This window comes from Microbacterium sp. NRRL B-14842, from assembly GCF_050470785.1.
In genome coordinates this window covers 1-19437 of the sequence record NZ_JBFLUM010000016.1, presented here as the reverse complement: position 1 = coordinate 19437, position 19437 = coordinate 1, and the positions used below count along the sequence as shown (strand labels likewise).

The following is a 19437-nucleotide window of genomic DNA, read 5'->3' as shown; positions in this document are numbered from 1 at the left end:
CGTTGCGCTCTATCCGATGACCTCAACGAGGCGCTCGGGCACCCCACCGAGAGTCATCGCAGTGATCTCCTGCAGCTCAGGGACCACTTGCTCCGAGCGGACCGCCCCACTAGCGTCCTCACCTGGATTCGCTCCGCCAAGGTCAGGTCGGTGCTCGGGGCTCTCGCGGAAGCTCAGAGTCCGCCGGACCACGCCATTCTTGACGCCCTCCCGCAAGGTGGCGCCGTCGCCCACATCAGAGCGTTGCTCGTTGAGGTGGGCGTCCTTGCCCCTCGCGACGAGGCGTTCACACGTTTCGAAGCATGGATCCGCAATAAAGTTGAGTCGTTCGAAGGCGAGCACAAGCGCGCGCTCGAACGATACGCGGTCTGGTATCACCTACACCGCATCAGACGGATTCAGAGCAACGACGGCGACGTTCATTCCGCTGCACACAACGCGAAGCAACAAATCACGGCAGCAGCGAACTTCCTGAACTGGCTCCAGGAGCAGGAGATCTCACTCGAGGCCTGCACCCAATCCCTCGTCGACATCTGGCTCACGACGGGAAACTCGAGTCGATACACAGTCCGTGGGTTCTTGCAGTTCGCGAAGGAAAGCAAACTCGCTCCCCCACTCCACGCCCCCACGCGCCACGCTCGTGCGCAGACTAGGCGCATTACCGACGGCGAGCGACTCGAGTGGATTCGCTACTACCTGACGGAGGAGTCGCTCTCACCCGCGGCGCGTTCTGCCGCCATGCTATTGCTGGTCTTCGGCCAACCGCTGACGCGCATCGCCACGATGCGGCTGGACGCGGTCGACGATGACGCCGTCGAGGGCATGAGGATCAGGTTCGCGGAAGACCCGGTCCACGTCCCAGAGCCGTTTGACGGCATCCTCCGCCAGCATCTGGCCTCCAGAGATCGAACACGGACTGGCTCGGTCGACACCAACCCCTACCTCTTTCCAGGAGCGCGCGCAGGGCGGCACATCACGCGCGAGCGGCTCAAGGCGGAGCTCAACTCACTAGGCGTTGACGTCCTCGCGACGAAGAACACCACGCTCGACGAGCTAGTAGCCGCGATGCCAGCGCCCATGGTGGCGGACGCCCTCGGATACAGCTACACGGCTCTCGGGCAACACGAGCAGCACCGGGGAGTCCGGTACCGGAGCTACGTGAGCGGCCGCTACGACGGCTAGGGCAAGCCGGACCTGCGAAGCTAAAGGGACCAGCCACAACCAGGCAGTCCCGCAAGCACTTTCTCAGCGCATCGGTGGATCAAGGCTTATGGTCAAGAGCTCCATCTGCTCGGGCTATCGTGAGGCGGCCATTCCGACGGAAGTGCGTCATCGGCTGGAACGGAGATGGTCCCCTGGAATGGGCTCAACACGACCCATCCGTCGTCGCTCTTGCTCAGGAAGACTGCGACTCTGCCTTCGTCTCCTGCCTGGAGAAGTGGATCACTCGATGAGTAGGGTGTCGGCAATGGACCACACGTGTCTGGAGGCGACGCCACTTCTATTTGCGTCGGACCAGACCCCTTGATCCAACTTTCGATGTCCATCTGCCAAACGTTGATCTCTACGCCGTTCCAATCCTCCGTTCCAGACTGGTTCACTAAAGTTCCAATGACCACCGCGTCCGCGTCCTTTGCTGCTTCCTGTGGCGTGTCGTAGATTTTCCATGTTTTGCATAGGGGATTAGCTGGAACAGAGCAGCCTGCAAGGCTCATACACGCTGCGACGAGGCCCGCGACAAGCGCGCTGAATGCCCGTGGGCGAGTGTCCGATTGAGATGCGCGTGGTTCCATGGTGTCGGTTTCTTCCGCTTCGTCGTTGTCGCAGCACATTCGCCAACGCTGATTTGTTCAGGCTATCTGACTCGCCCCGGTGTGTCCGGAGACTCAGCGCGTCGAACGATCAGCCGTTCAGTGACGGCAGCCCTGGCGTTGCGCACGACACCGACGAGGAGATCGCGCAGTCCGGCATGCACCAGGCCGTCGCCGACATTCTGTTCAGCCCATCTGGTGTCACTGCCTCAGCCCGCCGCGCCCTGCCACGGCTGAAGCCACGCCCCTCACCGTGGCGGGGTGGCTATCTCCGACTGGCTTCCACTATCGAAAGCTCGAGCACGACGCTATGGACGAGGAATACTACTCATCCGGGTAATGCTCATCCCCAGTAGAGGAAAGTGACACTCTCCTGGGTCTCCAGCCGCGGTGACACGGGTGGATGCTGCATGATGGGCCTGTGCCCACCCGTCCATCCCCTCGGAATCGCGGCCGCGTCGGTGCGCTCGCGTTCTTGACCGCATTCATGCTCTCGTTGGCGGCGTGCGGGACGTCGGACTACAGCCTGACGGAGGCCGATGCGTACGGGACATGGCGGGCGGGAAGCGACCTGCCGACGACGCTCGAGCTCGCTGAGGACGGTACCTTCCAGGCGACTGCGTGGCCACGGGATGTGGGGTGCGGTGGGAGTCCGCCGCGCACCGCGGTGGAGCTGCGCGGGGCAGATGCCGTTGACTTCTCCGGGACCTGGGAAGAGGGTTCAGGCGGCGCTCTGAATGAGATCACGCTGGCCACGGATCCGGATTCACCGTGCGGGACGACCTGGATCTACGCCGGTTTCCGAAGCGAAGACAGCGTCCTCTATACCTGCATGCTCCTGGATGTGCACGTCGACGAGGCGACGGCGGCAAACTGGTTCATCTCTACAAGGGTGAGCCGGAGTCGACGCCGGACTCGAGTCGGTGCTTCAACTACAACTAGCCCGCTCCCGTGCCGTCACCGTGACTCCCTCCGGATCTCCTCCGCCCGCGCCACGATGTCATCCACTCGCGATTGGAGGAACGGACCGGACACTCCGTTCCCGACCATGTCTCCTGGTGGGTGATGACGTGCTCTCGGTCGATCCGGAAGCGCACCGGAACGCCGTCCAGGGTCCGGCCGTCGAAGCCTGCGAGCCACGCGATCATCTGCGCGATCTCCTCCACCTGCGCGGTGGTCACCGTGTACTCCGGGGCTCCGGTGAAATCCAGCGTCTCACCGCCACGGACCGCCAGTTCCAGTCCGCGCCGGTGGACGACGGCTTCGCTCCCGGGCGGATGGTCTCGATGACCGATCCGTCGTGTCGCAGATAGAAGGTGGGAGCCGATGATCTCCGGTTGCAGCGGGAGAAGAACTCCAACTGGTCGGAAGTCGTGCCGGTGTGGTGGATGATGAAGCGGTCGATGACAGGGCTCACGGTCCGGCGATCACTCCCCGCGATGCTGCGGTCGGCGCGGACCGTGGGATCGGCACAGTCCTCGAACCGAGCGGTACCTCGAGACCCGTGACCGCGCGGTCGTAGACCGGCTCATACTCGGGCAACCCTCGGGGATTGTCCGGGCGGCGTCCGGTGTCGTCTGCCTCTTCCCCGGAGTTCGCGGAGAGCCAGATGCCGACGCCGGTCACCGCGACGCCGGTTCCGGCAGCGATGAGGAATCCCCGCCGCGTGTGCGTCGGGACGTGCTCATCGGCGTCCCGTGCTCCCGGGTCCTCCGGATGCTGACCCTCCCCGCGTGTGCTCACGCGGCCTGGTCGTCGTTTCGGGGTGCTCGGGACTCTCGCGGCCGGCGTGGCCCTGGCCAGACGAAATGCGCGACCGAGAAGGCGAGGACCGTCCACGAGATGACGAACGCCCACCATGGGGACGCCGCTCCCCCGCTTCCGCCCGCCAGCACGACCGACACGATGCAGGCGCCGAGTCCGACGACGACCCCGAGGACGGTGATCTCGCCATGGCGAGCCACCGCGCGCGCAGCGCCGAGACGAGGCGAAGGGGCAGGCCGACCACCAGGGCGGTGATCATCGACACGACGGACAGCACGACGGCCATGATGCTCGCCCCGATGAAGGACGTCACCCCGTCGTACTCTTCCGCAGCACCGAGTGCGAGGAAGAAAGCCACGATGAACAGGAAAAAGCCACCGACGAAGAACTGGCCGAGGATGAGCGAGGCGGTCGATTCATCGGCTCCTCGAAAGCCCCCGCGTTTCCGCAGGTCTGCAGGGACACGGCGAGGGGAGGTCATATCGCGATCCTACGAGGTGCACGCCTTCGCTGGGAGCGCACTCGCGCTACTCTCATCCTCAGGGACAGGCACATTTGGGCCGCGGCTGGATCGATGGGCCTGATCCTCCGCCTGCAGTCTGGGGAGAGGTGGGGCGAGCGGATGGGCGCTGGCGATGAGAAGGGCGAAGGGCTGCTGACGCCCATCGTGGTGGGCGTGGCGCTGGCGATGTTCAGCGCAGCGGTGGCGGTGGCTTCGACATTCCTGATCGCGGATCCTCGAATCGGCGTTCTGGCGGCAATGACGCTGTCTTTCGGATGCGTCGGAGCGGCGGCCGGCCTCCTGCTCACCAGGCGAAGGACCTGGGGCGACCCCTCGTGGCCTCCAGGCACGGAGCCGAAGCCCTGGACGGCCCGCCGCTCCGTCGGGTCGTCTTGCTCTACGGAGTCTTCCTTCTCCTCATCTCCGTGGGTGGGGTTTGTCACACTGGCGGGGACGGATCAGAACGAGACCGACGATCCGCTGCGCGGATGGGTGCTGTCCACCGTGTTCGGTGTGGTGGGCATGACGCTGATCATCAAAGGAGTGCGGCGGCAGCCTCAACCGGTGCACTCGTCCGATCGCCCGGAGAGCGAGCCGAACGTCGACGTGCAGGAGTGGATGCCGTTGGGGCCCTCTCGTTCGCGGGCTCTCTTCCCCTGGTGGGCTCTTCACGTCTTCTCCGGACAGCCGCTTCTCCTTGCGATGATGATCGGCGCGTTCCTCATCCCCGTGGCGGCGGGACCGCTCGGCGCATGGACGTGGCCGCTCGGGGCTGTGCTGCTGGCGGTCGTGGCGATCATCGTCAGCGCCGTCGTGCGGCGACGTTCGCGACCGCCGCGCATCTCACGCGACGCCACCCGTCTGCTCGTCGGCACGAAGGAGATCCCGACCGCGACCATCACGACGGCCATGGTTATCGCGCACCCCTGGGAGCCGGACGCCACAGCCCGGAGTGTCGCGGTCGTCCTCACGGCATCGGATGACTCGCGAGCAGCGGTGGGCTTGCGAGAACGAGGGCTCCTCGTGTTGACCGATGAGCAGACGGAAGTCCTCATCGCGGCGATCGAGCGAACCCACATCGATCTCCCCCGCGACAAAGACGATCCGCGGGGAAGGTTCTCACGGATGCTGTACCCCAACCATCTGACGAAATCTGAGGCCCTTCACCTCGTGCGGGAGCCCCCGAGTGACGGCGAGGCGCTGCCGGTGGGGTCCTCAGTCACGTGAGGCAGAGCGCCGGCTCGGAGCCCGCCCTCTCACTCGGCGAAGAGAGTCCTGACGGTCAGGATATTTCGACCGTGGGCGGAGGACGGGCGTTCCCATCCGGACTCGACGAAGCCGAGCTTCTCGAGCACCCGCCGGGACGGGAGGTTCCATTCCCAGACGCCGGCCCAGACGCGGTCGAAGCCCGCCCCGTCTGCCCATGTCAGGACGGCTTGAGCAGCTTCGGTGGCATGCCCCCGGTTGTGCTCGGCGCGCAGCAGCTCGAACGCGAGCTCTGGTTCGGTGCCCACCCCCTCGCCGCCGTAGACGAGACCGCAGTACCCGATCGGATCCCCGGTGTCGATGCGTTCCACGGTGAGCAGCGACGACTCCTCGGCATCGCGGATATGCGCTCGGATGTCGTCCACGTCGGGGCGACCGTCCGGGTCGAGCCGCCGGTGCGGGGGGACTCGTTCGTCGCGTTCGGTCCACAGGTGGCGGAACACGGGCGCGTCCTCGATCGCCTGCCTGCGCAGGCGGAGGCGCGAGGTGTCCATCTCCGGGATGCGGGGCACGTGACTCATCCTCGCAGTCTGGCACTCCTCCGCCCCCGCGCTATGATCTGCAGCGCCTAGTGGGAGGACCAGACGCCGAGCTCGTTGCCGCTCGGGTCGGCGAAGTGGAGGCGCCGGCCGCCGGGGAACGCATACGGCTCCTGTAGGATCCGGCCGCCTGCGTCCTGGATCGCCTCCCTCGTCGCATCGAGGTCGTCGGAGTAGAGCAGCACGAGCGGACCGCCGACGGGTCGCGGCGCGTCCGCGAGCAGGAGTCCGCCGACCTCGCTCCCGTCTCCGCGGGGCGAGAGGATGCCCGCATAGCCGGGGCCGTAGTCCTGAAGCTCCACCCGAAGGCGGTGGTGAAGAAGCGTTTCGCCACATCGAGATCCGTGACGACGAGCTCGACGAAGTCGAGGGCATGGTGCTGCGAGGAGGCTGTCATGCGGGCACTCTAGCCACGGCGTCGGACGTCGCCACGCAGGAGTAGCGTGGAAGGGTGCCTCAGGTCTCCCACTCCCCGTCTCCACGCCGGGGTGGCGGGCCTGGGCGATCTGGTCCGTCGGCGTCGCGGCCTACGTGCTCGCCATCACGAACCGCACATCGCTGGGTGCCGTCGGTGTCGAGGCCGCCGACCGCTTCCAGGCGGACGCCTCGACGCTCGCACTGTTCGCCGTCGTGCAGCTCGCGGTGTACGGCGGGATGCAGATTCCGGTCGGCGTCCTCCTCGATCGCTACGGATCCCGTCCGATCATCACGGCGGGGATGCTGCTCATGGCGGCCGGACAGCTCACCATGGCCCTCTCCCCCAGCATCGGCATCGCGATCGTCGCGCGTGTCCTCCTCGGAGCCGGCGACGCCGCCGTGTTCCCCGCCGTGCTGCGACTGGTGGCCACATGGTTCCCCGCGCAGCGCGGCCCCGTCATGGTCCAGTTCACCGGGATCATCGGGCAGGCGGGGCAGCTGATCGCGCTGGTGCCGGTCGCCGCCCTGCTGCACGCCACCACCTGGTCGATCACGTTCGGCAGCATCGCCGGTCTCGGCCTGCTCTTCACGATCCTCGTGTGGCTCATCGTGCGCAACAACCCCGCCGAGAGCGGTCCGGACGTCTCGGTGAACACGGACACCGGAGTCGTGCGTGTCGTGACGTCGGCGATCGACACGGGCGTCGGCATCCGGGCGGCCTGGGCACATCCCGGCACACGGCTCGCGTTCTGGTCGCACTTCACCACACCGTTCGCCGGCACGGTGTTCGTGCTGCTGTGGGGCATGCCGTTCCTCACGGCCGGCGAGGGCCTGACCACCGCCCACGCGGCGGGGATCATCTCGATCTACGTGGTCGCGGGCATGATCCTTGGCCCGATCATCGGCGATCTCTCCCGCCGCCTGCCGAACCACCGCTCGCTCGCCCTCGTCCTCCCCGCGGTCGGCGTGCAGATGGCGGCCTGGATCGCGGTCATCGCCCTCCCCGGCCCCGCCCCGGACTGGCTGCTCTGGGTCCTGGCGGTCGCTCTGGCGACCGGCGGCCCCGCGTCGATGATCGCCTTCGACCACGCCCGCACGCACAACCCCGTGCATCGCCTCAGCACGGCCACCGGCGTGACGAACGCGGGAGGCTTCATCGCTGCCCTGATCGCCGTGTTCGTGATCGGTCTCCTCCTCGACGCCCAGGGCGCCGGCACCCCGGACACCTACACGCTCGACGCGTTCCGTGTCGCGTTCCTCACCCTGATCCCGCTCTGGGTCCTCGGAGTCGTGTTCATCCTGATCGAACGCAAGCGGACGCGGATCCGCATGGGGCTGGATCCCGACCGGCGTCGCTGAGCGCCCCTAGGATGAGGCATGGCCTCCGCTCCCCCGTCGACCGCCGCCCTCCCGAGCGCCCGAGACGGTCGCACGAGGCCGCCGTCGACGGCGGGGCTGCTCGCCGGGCTGCTCCTCGGCGCACTGTGGATCGTCTCCGGCGCCATCGCCCGACTGACCGGTTCCGACATCGTGCTGACGCGAGTGCTGAGCTTCGTCGGTATCGGCCCGCTGCAGAGTCACGCCTGGCTGCTCCCCGGCGCGTGGGACGTCCCGGTGCTGGCCATGACGGCGGCCGTCCTGTGCAGCGTCGTCTGGGTCGTGGCACGCGGCGCGCAGGGCGTCGGCCGGGCTCCCGCGTTCCTCGTGCTCTGGTTCGGCGCCGTCCTCGCCGGTACGGCCGTCGGGCTGTGCGACGACGTCACCCGGGTGCTGTCCTTCCTCCCTCTCTCCGGCGTGCACGGTCTGACCGCGGCGGTCGTGGAGTCCGCTCCAGACACCGCCTACTGGGGACTCGCCTGGGGCTGGATCCCCGCCTGGGCGCTTTCGCGGAGAGCCTGCGGAGAACCCGCGCGGCCGTGGTCCCCGCGCCTCCTCGGTCTCGCTCTCGCGAGCGTGGTCTCTCTCGTCGTCGTCGGGAGCCTGGCCGATGCCGCGTGGCAGCGCCAGATCATCGAGGAGAACGCCGCGCTGCAGGGCACCACCGACGATTCCGGAGCCTTCGTCGATCCGACGGCCATGGGCGATCCGGTGCCGGAGCGGGCCCCGGGGGCCTCGACACCGCAGCTCCCCGCGGACGCTTGCACCCCCGACCGGGCCACGCTGCTGCTCGGCACCGCCGACGGGGCCACGGGGCACCGTGCCCAGAGCATCCGTCTGATGAACGTCAGCGAGGAGCCGTGCGTGGTCGAGGGGTATCCCGACATCGCCTTCGCCGACCAGAACGGTCATGCTCTCGACGTCGAGGTGCGGTCCGGTTCGTCCTTCCTGGCGACCGACCCCGGCTCCGCGCCCGTCACCGTGCCGCCCCAGGGCGAGGCGACCGCGGTGATCGGATGGGACGCCAATGCCACGGACGGCGCTCTCGTGGCACGTGCGCTACACGCCGCCCTGCTCCCCGGTATGACCGCGGCTCGTGGCCGGTCGAGCTCGACATCGTGTCGGGCTCCGAGGTCGAGATCACCGCGTGGCACCTCGGCGCCGCACCCGCCGCGCCGTGACCGTACGCAGCGCCGTCAGCGCAGCAGGTGCTGGACGGTCTCCACGATCAACTCGACGCTGACGCGCTCGGGCACCTCCGCGTCGCCCGCCTCGAACTCGGCGAGTTCCACGCCGCGGACGTCCGCCGACGGGATCGCGGCGAACAGCGCGGCCACGTGGTGCGGGAGCAGACCATCGCCCACGCGATAGGCCGCAGGGATGTAGCCCGGCTCCAGGACGTCCCAGTCGACATGGATCCACACCGGTCGCCCGGCGATGAGCGCGCTGAGCCGCTCCGGGGTGCTCTCCGCGGGGCTGAGGACGGTCACTCCCGCGCCGCCGAGCAGCTCCCCCTCGGCGGGATCGATGTCGCGACCGCCCACGACGATGACCTGCTTGGGGTCGATGCCCGCCCCGTGGCCGCTGTCCCACAGCCCGCAGGCGGCGGCGAGGACCATGCCGCCGAGGTAGCCGGAGTCGGTGGTGTCGGGCGTGTGGAAGTCGCCGTGCGCGTCGATCCACAGCACCACTGCGTCGGGGTGGTGCTCGGCGACACTCGGCAGCGTTCCGAGGCTCGCCGCACAGGTGTTCGTCACGAGGAGCGGCGTCGCATCCGCGGCGATCGCCTCCTGCACCGCGTCACGCAGGCCCGTGAGCGTCTCCGCAGCTTCGGGCAGCGCGACCGACCAGTCGTCCATCCGGCCCGGCTCCGGGGGTACCGACCACGACGGGCTCCCGCTGCAGGAGCGCGGACAGCGCGTCGGCGACGCGGCGTGCCCCGACGAGGGCTCCGTCCGTGCGGTCGGCGACGCGACCCTGGTTGAGGATGAGCGCGAACGGCGTGGTCATCCCTTCAGTCTCCCACCGCGCAGAGTGGGCGACCAAAACCGCCCGGCGCGGGCTACCGTCGGCGTGGGGTCCAGCCCGAGGGCAGACCGCCGTCGACGAAGGCCCGCTCCCGGTCCGCGGCCGCCGACCAGCCCTGCGCCTCCTCCTCGGTGTCGAAGGCGCCCCGAGCAACGCGGAAACCGACGTCCTCATGGTGTATGCGCGGCGCTCCCCCGCGGCGAACGGACGCGCGCACGCTCCAGGCGTCGTCGGCGAATCCTCCGCCGCGAAAGACCCGATAGTCGTCGTACCGCGCGGGGTCGAGGAGATCCCAGCACCATTCCCACACGTTGCCGAGCGTGTCGAAGAGCCCGTGCAGGTTCGGGAGCTTTCCGCCCACGTCCTGCGGCGTGCCCACTCCGTCGGCCGCGGTCCAGGCGGCCTCCGCCAGCGGCGCATAGTGTGGCCCGGTGGAGCCTGCTCGGCAGGCGTACTCCCACTCGGCCTCGGTCGGAAGGCGGTAGCCGTCCGCTGTGGTGTCCCAGGCCACGTCCTCACCCTCGAAGTGGTACACGGGATCGAGTCCCTCCCACTCCGAGGCGGCGTTGCAGAAGTGGATGGCCCGCAGCCAGCTCACGTCGGCGACCCGGGCGACGAGGATGCCGTGATGGTGTGCCCAGGACTTCGGTGACCTGTTCCTCCGTCACCGGGAAGGCGGCGAGGGAGAACGGCTCGAGTTCGACGGTCCGGCGGGTGCGGCGCCGGGCGTCGTGCAGCGTGACAGTCCCGGCGGGGAGACGGACGAGTTCGATGTCGCTCATCCGCGGGGCGTGGCGGCGCTCATGCCGGGGTCCGCTCGACCCAGGTCGGATACTTCGCTGCGCGGCCGTCCCCGGATGAGGTCCTCGTCACGCGCCGTCGCACCCACGGGCCGACGAACTCCCGGTAGTACGCCAGGCCCCCGGGCCCTGCAGTCCAGCGGTCGAGCGGCGCCCACCAGGCTGCTGGCGGCTCGAAGCCGAGCCCGTGCAGCACGCGGGCCGCGACGCGGTGGTGGCCCGCCGCGTTCATGTGCAGCCGGTCCTCCGACCAGTACGCGGGTTTCGACAGCTCCGTGTCCGGCCAGTTGAGGGCACGGATGACGTCGGGCCGGTCCTCGATGCGCCGCAGGACCGCCTCGGAGAGCAGATCGCCGCGGCGTTGCACGAGCGATCCCATCGGAAGCTGCCCGCTGGGGTTGGCACCGGAGAGCAGGATCATCGTCACACCCTCCTCGTCGCACCGCCGCAGCACGCGGCTGAACGCGTCGGCGATGTGCTCGACGTCTGTCCGCCGCCGCAGCATGTCGTTGCCCCCGCCGTTGAACGACAGGTGCGTGGGACGCAGAGCCAACGCGGGCTCGAGCTGCTCCTCGACGATCGGCCACGCCAGCTTCCCCCGGATCGCGAGGTTCGCGTACTGGATGGGGTGCCCCGCAGCATCCGCCCATCCCTGCGCGGCGATGTCGGCCCAGCCGCGCTCGCGCCCATCGGGGAGCACATCGCCCACGCCTTCGGTGAAGGAGTCGCCTATCGCGACGAAACGTACATCAGCCACGCGCCCAGCCTATTCCCGGTCCCGGACGTCACCGGTCGTCCAACGCCGCTCCGCTCCGATCGACGAGACCCCAGGCCGCCGCGGCGGCGACGAGGAAGCAGGCCGCGAACACGACGAACAGCAGGGGCGCGCCGCCGGCACCGAGGAGGACGGGAACGGCGAGGGGCGCCACGATGGAGGCGATGCGGCCCACCCCGGCGGCCCAGCCGGCCCCCGTGCCGCGCAGCGAGGTCGGGTAGATCTCCGGCGTCACCGCGTACAGCGCGCCCCACGCACCGAGGGTGAAGAACGACAGGGCCATGCCTGCGCCGATGATCATCGGCACGGTCGTGGCGGTGCCGAAGACCACGGCCGAGGCGGTCGCCCCCAGCAGGAAGACCGAGAGCGTGACCCGGCGGCCCCACACTTCGATGAGCCAGGCGGCCACGCCATAGCCCGGAGTTGCGCGAGCGTGATGATGAGGGTGAAGCCGAACGAGCGGACGAGGTCGAATCCCGCGTCGACGAGGATGCTCGGGATCCAGATGAACGCCCCGTAGTAGGCGAAGTTGACGGCAAGCCACACCAGCCAGAGGCAGGCGGTCCGCATCCGGAACTCGACGCTCCAGAGCGCAGCGAGCCGGGCCCGCGCCGTCATCGCGATCGCCCGCGACGCCGGCTCCTTCCGGATCTGCGGGGTGTGCTCGACACCGGCATCGGCCTCGAACGCGGCGACGATGCGGTCGGCTTCCGTGATTCGTCCGCGGGACGCCAGCCAGCGCGGCGACTCGGGCAGACCCCACCGCACGACGAGGGCGTAGACCGCGGGGATCGCGCCGAGCGCGAAGGCCCACCGCCACCCCGACTCGGAGGCGGGGATGACGAAGAACCCGATCAGGGCCGATGCCGTCCAGCCGACGGCCCAGAAGGCTTCGAGGATGACGATCAGCCGTCCCCGGATGCGCGCGGGTGCGAACTCGCTCACGTAGGTCGAGGCGACCGGCAGCTCCGCTCCCAGGCCGAGGCCGACGAAGAACCGCAGCACGAGCAGCGCCGCCACTGATCCGACCAGCGCACTCGCTCCGGTGGCCACGCCGTAGATGAGCAGCGTGAGGGTGAACACCTGCCGGCGGCCGAAGCGGTCAGCGAGAAGACCGCCGAGGGTCGCGCCGACCGCCATGCCGACGAAGCCGAGCGAGGCGATCCAGCCGGCCTCCCCCTTCGTGAGATCCCACTGCTGTGAGAGCGCCGCGATGATGAAGGAGATGAGTCCGACGTCCATCGCGTCGAGCGCCCAGCCGACGCCGGAGCCCGTGAGCAGGCGCAGGTGCCGGCGGTGTGAACGGGAGGACGTCGAGGCGCTCGGCGAGCGAGGTGCGGCTCGGCAGGGCGGTATCGGCCATGATTCTCATCGTAGGGCCGCCCGTCCCGCCGAGCCGCGACATGACGCCGGCTCAGTCGCGGTCGGCGAGGAGCTTCCGCACCCGAGGGATCACCTCGGTGCCGTACAGCTCGATGCTGCGCATCATCGACTCGTGCGACAGGGTGCCGGTCGCGTACTTGAGGTCGAAGCGGCCGAGCCCGAGGGTCGTGATCGTGTCGGCGATCTTCGCCGCGACGCGCTCCGGCGAACCGGCATAGAGCGAGCCCTCCGGACCGATGTCGTTCTGAAAGCGCGCGCGGCTGTAAGGCGGCCAGCCGCGCTCGCGACCGATGGTGTTGTTCATCGCCTCGAAGCCCGGGTAGGCCTCGTCCCACGCCTCCGCGTCGGTGGGCGCGATGTGACCGGGTGAGTGCACGGCCACCGGGTGGGCGGTCGTCCCGAAGGAGGCGACCGAGCGGTGGTAGAGGTCGACGAACGGCTTGAACCGCCCGGCCGGGCCGCCGATGATCGCCAGCATCAGGCCGAGACCGTGACGCGCGACACGCACGACGGACTCAGGGCTGCCACCCACGCCGACCCACGTGCGCAGGCCCTTCTCGGTCTTCGGGAAGACGTCCGCGTTGTCGAGAGACGGCCGCAGCGAGCCGGACCACGTGACGGGCTCTTCCTTGAGGAGCTCGACGAACAGCTCGAGCTTCTCCTCGAAGAGCCGGTCGTAGTCGCGCAGGTCGTAGCCGAACAGCGGGAAGGACTCGATGAACGAACCGCGCCCGAGGACGACCTCCGCCCGGCCGCCGGACAGGGCGTCGAGGGTCGAGAAGCGTTCGAACACACGCACCGGGTCGTCCGAGGACAGCACGGTCACGGCGGTGCCCAGCCGGATGCGCTCAGTGCGCGCCGCGATCGCCGCGAGCACCATCTCCGGGGACGAGACCGCGAACTCGCGCCGGTGGTGCTCCCCCACCCCGAAGAAGTCGACGCCGACGGTGTCGGCCAGCTCCGCCTGCGCGACGACGTTCCGGATGGTCTGCGCGCCGCTGAGCAGCTCGCCGTCCTGATCCCGGGTGATGTCGCCGAACGTGTCCAGCCCGAATTCGATGTCCATGTCACACCTTCCTATTCAGGTGAATGGAACACGCGGACTCGGACCGGCATTCCCGTCACCGAGGGAGCAGCGCGCTGCGCAGCGTGTCGAGTCCGACGCCGCCGAGATCGAGGGCGCGCTTGTGGAAGCCCTTGAAGCTGAACGCGTCGCCCTCCGCCTGCTGCACGGCGTCGCGGACCTGCTCCCAGATGCGCTGACCGACCTTGTACGACGGCGCCTGACCCGGCCAGCCGAGGTACCGGTTGACCTCGAACTGCACGAACTGGTCCGACATGTTCACGTTGCGGCGGAGGAAGTCGAGCGCGTACTCGGCATCCCAGACGCCCTCGCCCTCGAGTCGGGGCTTGCCGAGGTGCACGCCGATGTCGAGGACCACGCGCGCCGCCCGCATCCGCTGCCCATCCAGCATGCCGAGGCGATCAGCCGGGTCATCGAGGTAACCGAGCTGCTCCATCAGCCGCTCCGCGTACAGCGCCCAGCCCTCCGCGTGCCCCGACGTGCCGGCGAGCAGCCGCCGCCAGGAGTTGAGCTCGGCGCGGTTGTAGACGGCCTGGGCGATCTGCAGGTGATGCCCCGGCACACCCTCGTGGTACACGGTGGTGAGCTCGCGCCACGTGTCGAACTCGGTGACGCCCTCGGGGACCGACCACCACATGCGACCGGGGCGCGAGAAGTCGTCGGTGGGACCGGTGTAGTAGATCCCGCCCTCCTGCGTCGGCGCGATCATGCACTCCAGCGTGCGGATCGCCTCCGGGATGTCGAAGTGCGAGGCACCCAGCTCGGCGACCGCTCGATCGCTGGTCTCCTGCATCCACCGCTGGAGCGCCTCGGTGCCGACGAGCTTACGGGCGGGGTCCGACTCCAGATGCGCGACGGCCTCCTCGACGGAGGCTCCGGGAAGGATCTCGTTCGCGATCGCCGTCTGCTCGGCCACCATGCGGGCGAGCTCTTCTCGGCCCCACTCGTAGGTCTCGTCGAGGTCGATGGTCGCGCCGAGGAAACGCCGGGAGTTGAGGGCGTAGAGCTCGCGCCCCACGGCGTCCGTCTCACCGGCTTCGGGGGCCAGCTCCTCGGCCAGGAAGCGCCGCAGCTCGCCGTAGGCGACCCGGGCAGCCGCGGAGTTGTCCGCCAGCGTGCGGGCGAGCGAGGCGGGAAGCTGACCCTCCTCGGGATCGGCGTGCGCGACGAACGCCGCGAAGAAGCCGTCGTCGGCGATGTAGCGGTCGATCTGCGTCGCGACCTCCGCGACCTGGCGACGGGCGGGAGTGACGCCCTCGGCGATGCCCAGACGGAGCGTCTCGATGTACCCGCGCAGCGCCCCCGGCATGGCAGAGAGTCGGGTGGAGACGACCTCCCAGTCCTCGACCGTCGCGGTGGGCATCAGGTCGAAGGCGGAGCGGACGTCCTGCGCGGCGGATGCGATGACGTTCAGATCACGCAGGTGCCACTTCGCGTCGTGCAACTCGAGGTCGAGGCGCAGCTCGGCGCTGAGATCGGTCTTGGTGACCTCGTCGATCGCGTCGACCGGCTCCAGCGCGGCCAGCTTGTCCAGTGTGGCCCGCGTCGCCGCGGCGATCTCCTCGTGACCTTCCGGACTCAGGTCGCCGAATCGGTCGTTGACCTCGGAGCGGCCGATGTACGTGCCGAGAGTCGGCGCCAGCACGGCGATCGTGTCGACCCATTCATCGGCGACCCTGTCGATGGCGGAGGGGGTGCGGGGTGCGGAAGTCATGCCTTCCAGCCTAATCCCCGCCCCTTCCGGCCACCGGGATCAGTGCGCGGCTTCGTTCCAGTCCCGACCGCGGCCGACCTGCACGTCGAGCGGCACGGAGAGCTGCGCGGCGTCACCCATCCGCGTGCGGACGATCTGCTCCACCGCGTCCCACTCCCCCGCAGCGACCTCGACGACGAGTTCGTCGTGGATCTGCAGCAGCACCCGCGACTCCAGCTTCGCGGCGTGGAGGTCGTCGTGGATGTGGAACAGCGCGATCTTCATGATGTCGGCCGCGCTGCCCTGGATCGGGGCGTTGAGCGCGGCCCGCTCGGCGTTCTCGCGCAGCACGCGGTTGGGGCTCGCGAGATCGGGGAACGGCCGCCGACGTCCGAAGATCGTCTCGGTGTAGCCGACCTCCTTGGCCTTCATCACCGAGGCCCGCAGGTAGTCGCGGACCGCACCGAACCGTGCGAAGTACTCCACCATGAGCTGCTTGGCCTCCGACTGCTCGATGCGCAGCTGCTTGGACAGCCCGAACGCGGAGAGCCCGTAGACGAGGCCGTACGACATCGCCTTCACCTTGGTGCGCATCGCCGGCGTGACCTCGGACGGATCGACGCCGAACACGCGGGCGCCGACGAAACGGTGCAGGTCTTCGCCGCTGTTGAAGGCCTCGATCAACCCCTCATCACCCGAGAGGTGCGCCATGATCCGCATCTCGATCTGCGAGTAGTCGGCGGTGAGCAGGGTCTCGTACCCCTCGCCGACCTCGAAGGCGCTGCGGATGCGCCGTGACTCCTCGGTGCGGACCGGGATGTTCTGGAGGTTCGGGTCGGTGCTGGACAGGCGCCCGGTCTGACTGCCGGTCTGCACATAGGTCGTGTGCACCCGGTGGTCCTCGCGGATCGCAGTGTCGAGGGACTCGATGATCTGACGCAGCTTCGTCGCCTCTCGGTGCTGCAGCAGCAGGCTCAGGAAGGGGTGCGGGTGCGACTCCTGGAGGTCGGCGAGCACGGCCGCATCGGTCGAGTACCCGGTCTTCGTCTTGCGCGTCTTCGGAAGCTGCAGGTCTTCGAACAGCACCTCCTGGAGCTGCTTCGGCGACCCGAGGTTGAACTCGCGGCCGACGACCGAGAACGCCTCCTGGGCCAGCGCATCCGCGCGTGTCGCGAGCTCGGCCGAGAACGTCGACAGAACCTCGTGCGAGACGGCGACGCCGGCGAGCTCCATGTCGGCGAGAGTGCCGAGCGTCGGCAGCTCGATGTCGCGGAGCACGGCGTCGACCGGCTCGGGCAGATCGTTCCGCAGGGCCTCGGCCACGCGGAGGATGAACCACGCCTCCTGCGACGGGGTGGCACCCTCGGTCTCCGGCACGAGCTGCGACGGATCGGCCTCGGGGAGCTTCTCCCCCAGGTAGCGCTGGACGAGGTCGGACAGCGTCTTGTCCGGGAAGCTCGGACGCAGCAGCCAGCCGGCGAGGCTCGTGTCGTAGGCGAGCCCGCAGAGACGGATCCCGTGACGGAGCAGCGCCTTCACCTGCGGCTTGGCGTCGTGCAGCACCTTCGGCGCGTCGGACTCCAGCCACGTGCGCAGCGCCGCGGCCGCCTCCTCCGACCAGTCGAGCTCGCGCAGCTCGCTCCCGGTGGCGACGCCGACGCGCACGGGGGCGCCGGACTGCACCACGACCCGTAGAGCGATATCTCCGCTCTGAGCCGCGGCCCAGGTGGCCAGATCGGAGGCGGACACCTGTGCCGGCGCCGGCATCTCGACGACGGAGGCCGGGTCGTCGGCCACCTCGCCCGCACCGACGGCCTCGAAGACTCGCGGTAGCAGCGTGCGGAACTCGAGTCGGGCGAAGATGTCGCGGACGGCCTCGGCATCGATCGGGGCGACCGCGAGATCGGCCGGTGCCACCGGCAGCTCCACGTCGGTGAGCAGGCGGTTGAGCTTGCGGTTGCGGCGGACGTCTTCGATGTGATCGCGGAGGTTGCCGCCGACCACGCCCTTGATCTCGCCGGCACGCTCGAGCAGCTCGTCGAGGGAGCCGAACTGCGTGAGCCACTTGACGGCCGTCTTCTCCCCCACCTTCGGCACACCGGGGAGGTTGTCGCTGGTCTCACCGACGAGGGCGGCGATGTCGGGGTACTGCTCGGGACGGACGCCGTAGCGCTCCTGCACCGTCGTCGGGTCGTAGCGCTTGAGCTGCGAGACACCCTGCACGGACGGATACAGCAGCGTGACGTCGTCGGTGACGAGCTGGATGGTGTCGCGGTCTCCGGAGACCACGAGCACGTCGTAGCCCTGGGCGGCGCCCTGGGTGGAGAGGGTGGCGAGGATGTCGTCGGCCTCGATGCCCTCCTGCGTCAGCACCGGGATCGACATCGCGGCGAGGCAGTCCTGCAGCAGCGGGATCTGGCCCTTGAACTCCTGCGGCGTCTCGGATCGGGTGGCCTTGTACTCCGGGTACTCGTCGGTGCGGAACGAGTGGCGGGAGGTGTCGAACGCGATCGCGAGGTGGGTGGGCTGCTCGGCCTTGATGAGGTTGACCAGCATGGACAGGAACCCGTAGATGGCGTTCGTGTGCTGGTTGTCCTTGGTGGTGAAGTTGTCCACCGGGAGGGCGAAGAAGGCCCGGTAGGCGAGCGAGTGGCCGTCGACGACCATGAGGGTAGGCTTTGCGGAGTCCGTCACCCTGTCAGCCTAACGAGGAGCACGGACACCCGCAGAGGAGGATGCATGAGCGAGGTCGCCACCAGCGAAGGACTCGAGTGGGCGGCCGCCCGCGGCATGGGAGCCCTGGCCGAGAAGATGGGCATGGAGTTCGTCGAGTTCGGCGTCGACCGGTGCGTGGCGACGATGCCGGTGGAGGGCAACACCCAGCCGGTCGGTCTCATGCACGGCGGCGCCTACGTCGTGCTAGGCGAATCGCTCGGCTCGATGGCGGCCAATCTGCATGCGGGAGCGGGCCGCCTGGCGGTCGGGGTCGACATCAACGCCACGCACACCCGGTCGGCCACCTCGGGCGTGGTCACCGGGGTCTGCACGCCCGTGCACCTGGGCCGGAGCATCACGGTGCACGAGATCGTCGTGACCGACGATCAGGGCCGGCGCTGCTCCACGATCCGCATCACCAACATGATCAAGGACGCTCCCGCCGGGCGCTGAGCGGCTCCTCCAGCAGCAGCTGGAAGAGGATGTGGTCCTGCCACTCCCCCGCGATCCGCAGGTACTTCGGGGCGATGCCGATGCGCTCGAAGCCGTTGGCGGCGAGCACCCGCTGGGAGGCCACGTTGTGCAGCAGCGTCGAGGCCTGGAGCCGGTGCAGCCGCAGCTCGTCCCGCGCGTGCTCCGCGATGAGGGCCACCGCGCGACCTGCGAGGCCGCGGCGCAGCCGGGTGGAATCGATCCAGTAGCCGAGATCAGCGCTCCAGAACGCGCCGCGCACGATGGTGTTCAGGTTCATCCGGCCGCGGATCTCGCCGTCGTCCGAGAGGATCACGAACCGGGAGCTCCGGCCGAGCGCGGCTTCGGCGACGCACTGCTGGGCGTTCTGCTCCTGCCACTCCTCGGTGAAGAACGCCTCGGAGCGCACCGGCTCCCAGGGGGCGAGATGCTCCTGTTCGCCCGGTACGCACGCGCGAGTGCGGCTCCGTCCCCGGCACGGACCGGCCGCAGAACATGCTCTGCGTCCAGCCGGAGCACCGGAGTGCCTTACTTCTTGGAGCGAGCTGCTCGATGATCGCCTTGGCGACGTCCTGCATCGTCAGCCGGCGATCCATCGACGCCTTCTGGATCCAGCGGAACGCCTCGGGCTCGCTCAGGCCCATCTTCTCGTTGAGGAGCCCCTTGGCCCGGTCGACGAGCTTGCGGGTCTCGAAGCGCTCGACCATGTCGGCGACCTCGGCCTCGAGAGTGATGATCTGCTCGTGGCGGGCCAGAGCGATCTCGATCGCGGGAAGGAGGTCGTTCGGGGTGAAGGGCTTCACGACGTAGGC

Annotated in this window: 16 protein-coding genes and 5 pseudogenes; 5 read left to right on the top strand and 16 right to left on the bottom strand. The window is 68.9% G+C overall.

Going from position 1 to position 19437, the window contains the following annotated elements; all coding sequences use genetic code 11:
* The coding region (locus AB1285_RS18395) for a hypothetical protein (RefSeq protein WP_429977611.1) at positions 1–1182 on the top strand (1182 nt) is incomplete at its 5' end.
* Between the two features lie 1567 nt (positions 1183–2749).
* Here AB1285_RS18395 and AB1285_RS18390 read toward each other — a convergent pair.
* The 3 genes from AB1285_RS18390 to AB1285_RS18380 are packed head-to-tail and all read right to left on the bottom strand — an operon-like array spanning position 2750 to position 3554.
* Complete coding sequence (locus AB1285_RS18390; protein WP_429977610.1) at positions 2750–2992, bottom strand: hypothetical protein; 243 nt, start codon at positions 2990–2992, stop codon at positions 2750–2752.
* A complete protein-coding gene (locus AB1285_RS18385; RefSeq protein WP_429977609.1) occupies positions 2989–3228 on the bottom strand; it encodes a hypothetical protein in 240 nt (79 codons plus the stop codon). Before AB1285_RS18385 ends, AB1285_RS18390 begins: the two co-directional genes overlap by 4 nt.
* Complete coding sequence (locus AB1285_RS18380) at positions 3225–3554, bottom strand: hypothetical protein (protein ID WP_429977608.1); 330 nt, start codon at positions 3552–3554, stop codon at positions 3225–3227. Before AB1285_RS18380 ends, AB1285_RS18385 begins: the two co-directional genes overlap by 4 nt.
* A 952-nt stretch (positions 3555–4506) precedes the next feature.
* On the opposite strand from AB1285_RS18380, the gene AB1285_RS18375 reads away from it, so the two are divergent.
* Positions 4507–5304, top strand: coding sequence for a hypothetical protein (locus AB1285_RS18375; RefSeq protein WP_429977607.1), 798 nt, complete (start codon positions 4507–4509; stop codon positions 5302–5304).
* A 29-nt stretch (positions 5305–5333) separates the two neighbouring features.
* Here the strand turns inward: AB1285_RS18375 and AB1285_RS18370 are convergent, their stop codons facing one another.
* From AB1285_RS18370 to AB1285_RS18360, 3 genes and pseudogenes are all read right to left on the bottom strand, one after another.
* Positions 5334–5864 carry a GNAT family N-acetyltransferase gene (locus AB1285_RS18370; RefSeq protein WP_292795134.1) on the bottom strand — a complete coding sequence of 177 codons (531 nt, stop codon included), beginning with the start codon at positions 5862–5864 and terminating at the stop codon, positions 5334–5336.
* A 47-nt stretch (positions 5865–5911) separates the two neighbouring features.
* Entirely contained in the window at positions 5912–6184 is a 273-nt protein-coding gene (locus AB1285_RS18365; RefSeq protein WP_429977606.1) for a VOC family protein, read from the bottom strand.
* Positions 6185–6204: 20 nt separating this feature from the next.
* Positions 6205–6279 (bottom strand): annotated as a pseudogene (locus AB1285_RS18360) (VOC family protein); the annotation flags it as partial.
* 134 nt (positions 6280–6413) lie between these two features.
* Here AB1285_RS18360 and AB1285_RS18355 point away from each other — a divergent pair.
* A complete protein-coding gene (locus AB1285_RS18355; RefSeq protein WP_429977605.1) occupies positions 6414–7658 on the top strand; it encodes an MFS transporter in 1245 nt (414 codons plus the stop codon).
* Positions 7659–7676: 18 nt separating this feature from the next.
* Positions 7677–8732 (top strand): annotated as a pseudogene (locus AB1285_RS18350) (DUF4232 domain-containing protein); the annotation flags it as partial.
* A gap of 140 nt (positions 8733–8872) precedes the next feature.
* Here AB1285_RS18350 and AB1285_RS18345 read toward each other — a convergent pair.
* The 8 genes and pseudogenes from AB1285_RS18345 to polA form a co-directional block, all read right to left on the bottom strand.
* Positions 8873–9535, bottom strand: coding sequence for an arginase family protein (locus AB1285_RS18345; protein ID WP_429977604.1), 663 nt, complete (start codon positions 9533–9535; stop codon positions 8873–8875).
* Complete coding sequence (locus tag AB1285_RS18340) at positions 9477–9686, bottom strand: hypothetical protein (RefSeq protein ID WP_429977603.1); 210 nt, start codon at positions 9684–9686, stop codon at positions 9477–9479. The genes AB1285_RS18345 and AB1285_RS18340 overlap by 59 nt, the downstream gene beginning before the upstream one ends.
* A gap of 52 nt (positions 9687–9738) precedes the next feature.
* Positions 9739–10486, bottom strand: a pseudogene (locus AB1285_RS18335) (formylglycine-generating enzyme family protein).
* 19 nt (positions 10487–10505) lie between these two features.
* On the bottom strand, positions 10506–11261 hold the full coding sequence (locus tag AB1285_RS18330) for an SGNH/GDSL hydrolase family protein (protein ID WP_292795124.1): 756 nt from the start codon (positions 11259–11261) through the stop codon (positions 10506–10508).
* 28 nt (positions 11262–11289) lie between these two features.
* A pseudogene (locus AB1285_RS18325) lies at positions 11290–12642 on the bottom strand (MFS transporter).
* Between the two features lie 51 nt (positions 12643–12693).
* Positions 12694–13728 carry an LLM class flavin-dependent oxidoreductase gene (locus tag AB1285_RS18320; RefSeq protein WP_062634549.1) on the bottom strand — a complete coding sequence of 345 codons (1035 nt, stop codon included), beginning with the start codon at positions 13726–13728 and terminating at the stop codon, positions 12694–12696.
* Positions 13729–13783: 55 nt separating this feature from the next.
* Positions 13784–15460, bottom strand: coding sequence for a DUF885 domain-containing protein (locus tag AB1285_RS18315; protein WP_292795121.1), 1677 nt, complete (start codon positions 15458–15460; stop codon positions 13784–13786).
* Between the two features lie 39 nt (positions 15461–15499).
* Positions 15500–18133 carry a DNA polymerase I gene (polA, locus tag AB1285_RS18310; protein WP_292795119.1) on the bottom strand — a complete coding sequence of 878 codons (2634 nt, stop codon included), beginning with the start codon at positions 18131–18133 and terminating at the stop codon, positions 15500–15502.
* Between the two features lie 45 nt (positions 18134–18178).
* Here polA and AB1285_RS18305 point away from each other — a divergent pair, with 45 nt between their 5' ends.
* Positions 18179–18607, top strand: coding sequence for a hotdog fold thioesterase (locus tag AB1285_RS18305; RefSeq protein WP_060921657.1), 429 nt, complete (start codon positions 18179–18181; stop codon positions 18605–18607).
* Here the strand turns inward: AB1285_RS18305 and AB1285_RS18300 are convergent.
* Together AB1285_RS18300 and AB1285_RS18295 are read right to left on the bottom strand one after the other, a co-directional pair.
* Positions 18582–19034: a GNAT family N-acetyltransferase gene (locus AB1285_RS18300; RefSeq protein ID WP_429977602.1), complete on the bottom strand. Its 453-nt coding sequence runs from the start codon at positions 19032–19034 to the stop codon at positions 18582–18584. The two genes, AB1285_RS18305 and AB1285_RS18300, sit on opposite strands and share 26 nt — an antisense overlap.
* Positions 19035–19158: 124 nt before the next feature.
* Positions 19159–19437: pseudogene (locus AB1285_RS18295) on the bottom strand (ANTAR domain-containing response regulator); the annotation flags it as partial.

Excerpts from the sequence above, each read along its gene's own strand:
- AB1285_RS18370 (WP_292795134.1), bottom strand. The coding sequence starts at position 5,864 with ATGAGTCACGTGCCCCGCATCCCGGAGATGGACACCTCGCGCCTCCGC.
- AB1285_RS18345 (WP_429977604.1), bottom strand. The coding sequence starts at position 9,535 with ATGGACGACTGGTCGGTCGCGCTGCCCGAAGCTGCGGAGACGCTCACG.
- AB1285_RS18340 (WP_429977603.1), bottom strand. The coding sequence starts at position 9,686 with ATGACCACGCCGTTCGCGCTCATCCTCAACCAGGGTCGCGTCGCCGAC.
- AB1285_RS18320 (WP_062634549.1), bottom strand. The coding sequence starts at position 13,728 with ATGGACATCGAATTCGGGCTGGACACGTTCGGCGACATCACCCGGGAT.
- AB1285_RS18315 (WP_292795121.1), bottom strand. The coding sequence starts at position 15,460 with ATGACTTCCGCACCCCGCACCCCCTCCGCCATCGACAGGGTCGCCGAT.
- AB1285_RS18305 (WP_060921657.1), top strand. The coding sequence starts at position 18,179 with ATGAGCGAGGTCGCCACCAGCGAAGGACTCGAGTGGGCGGCCGCCCGC.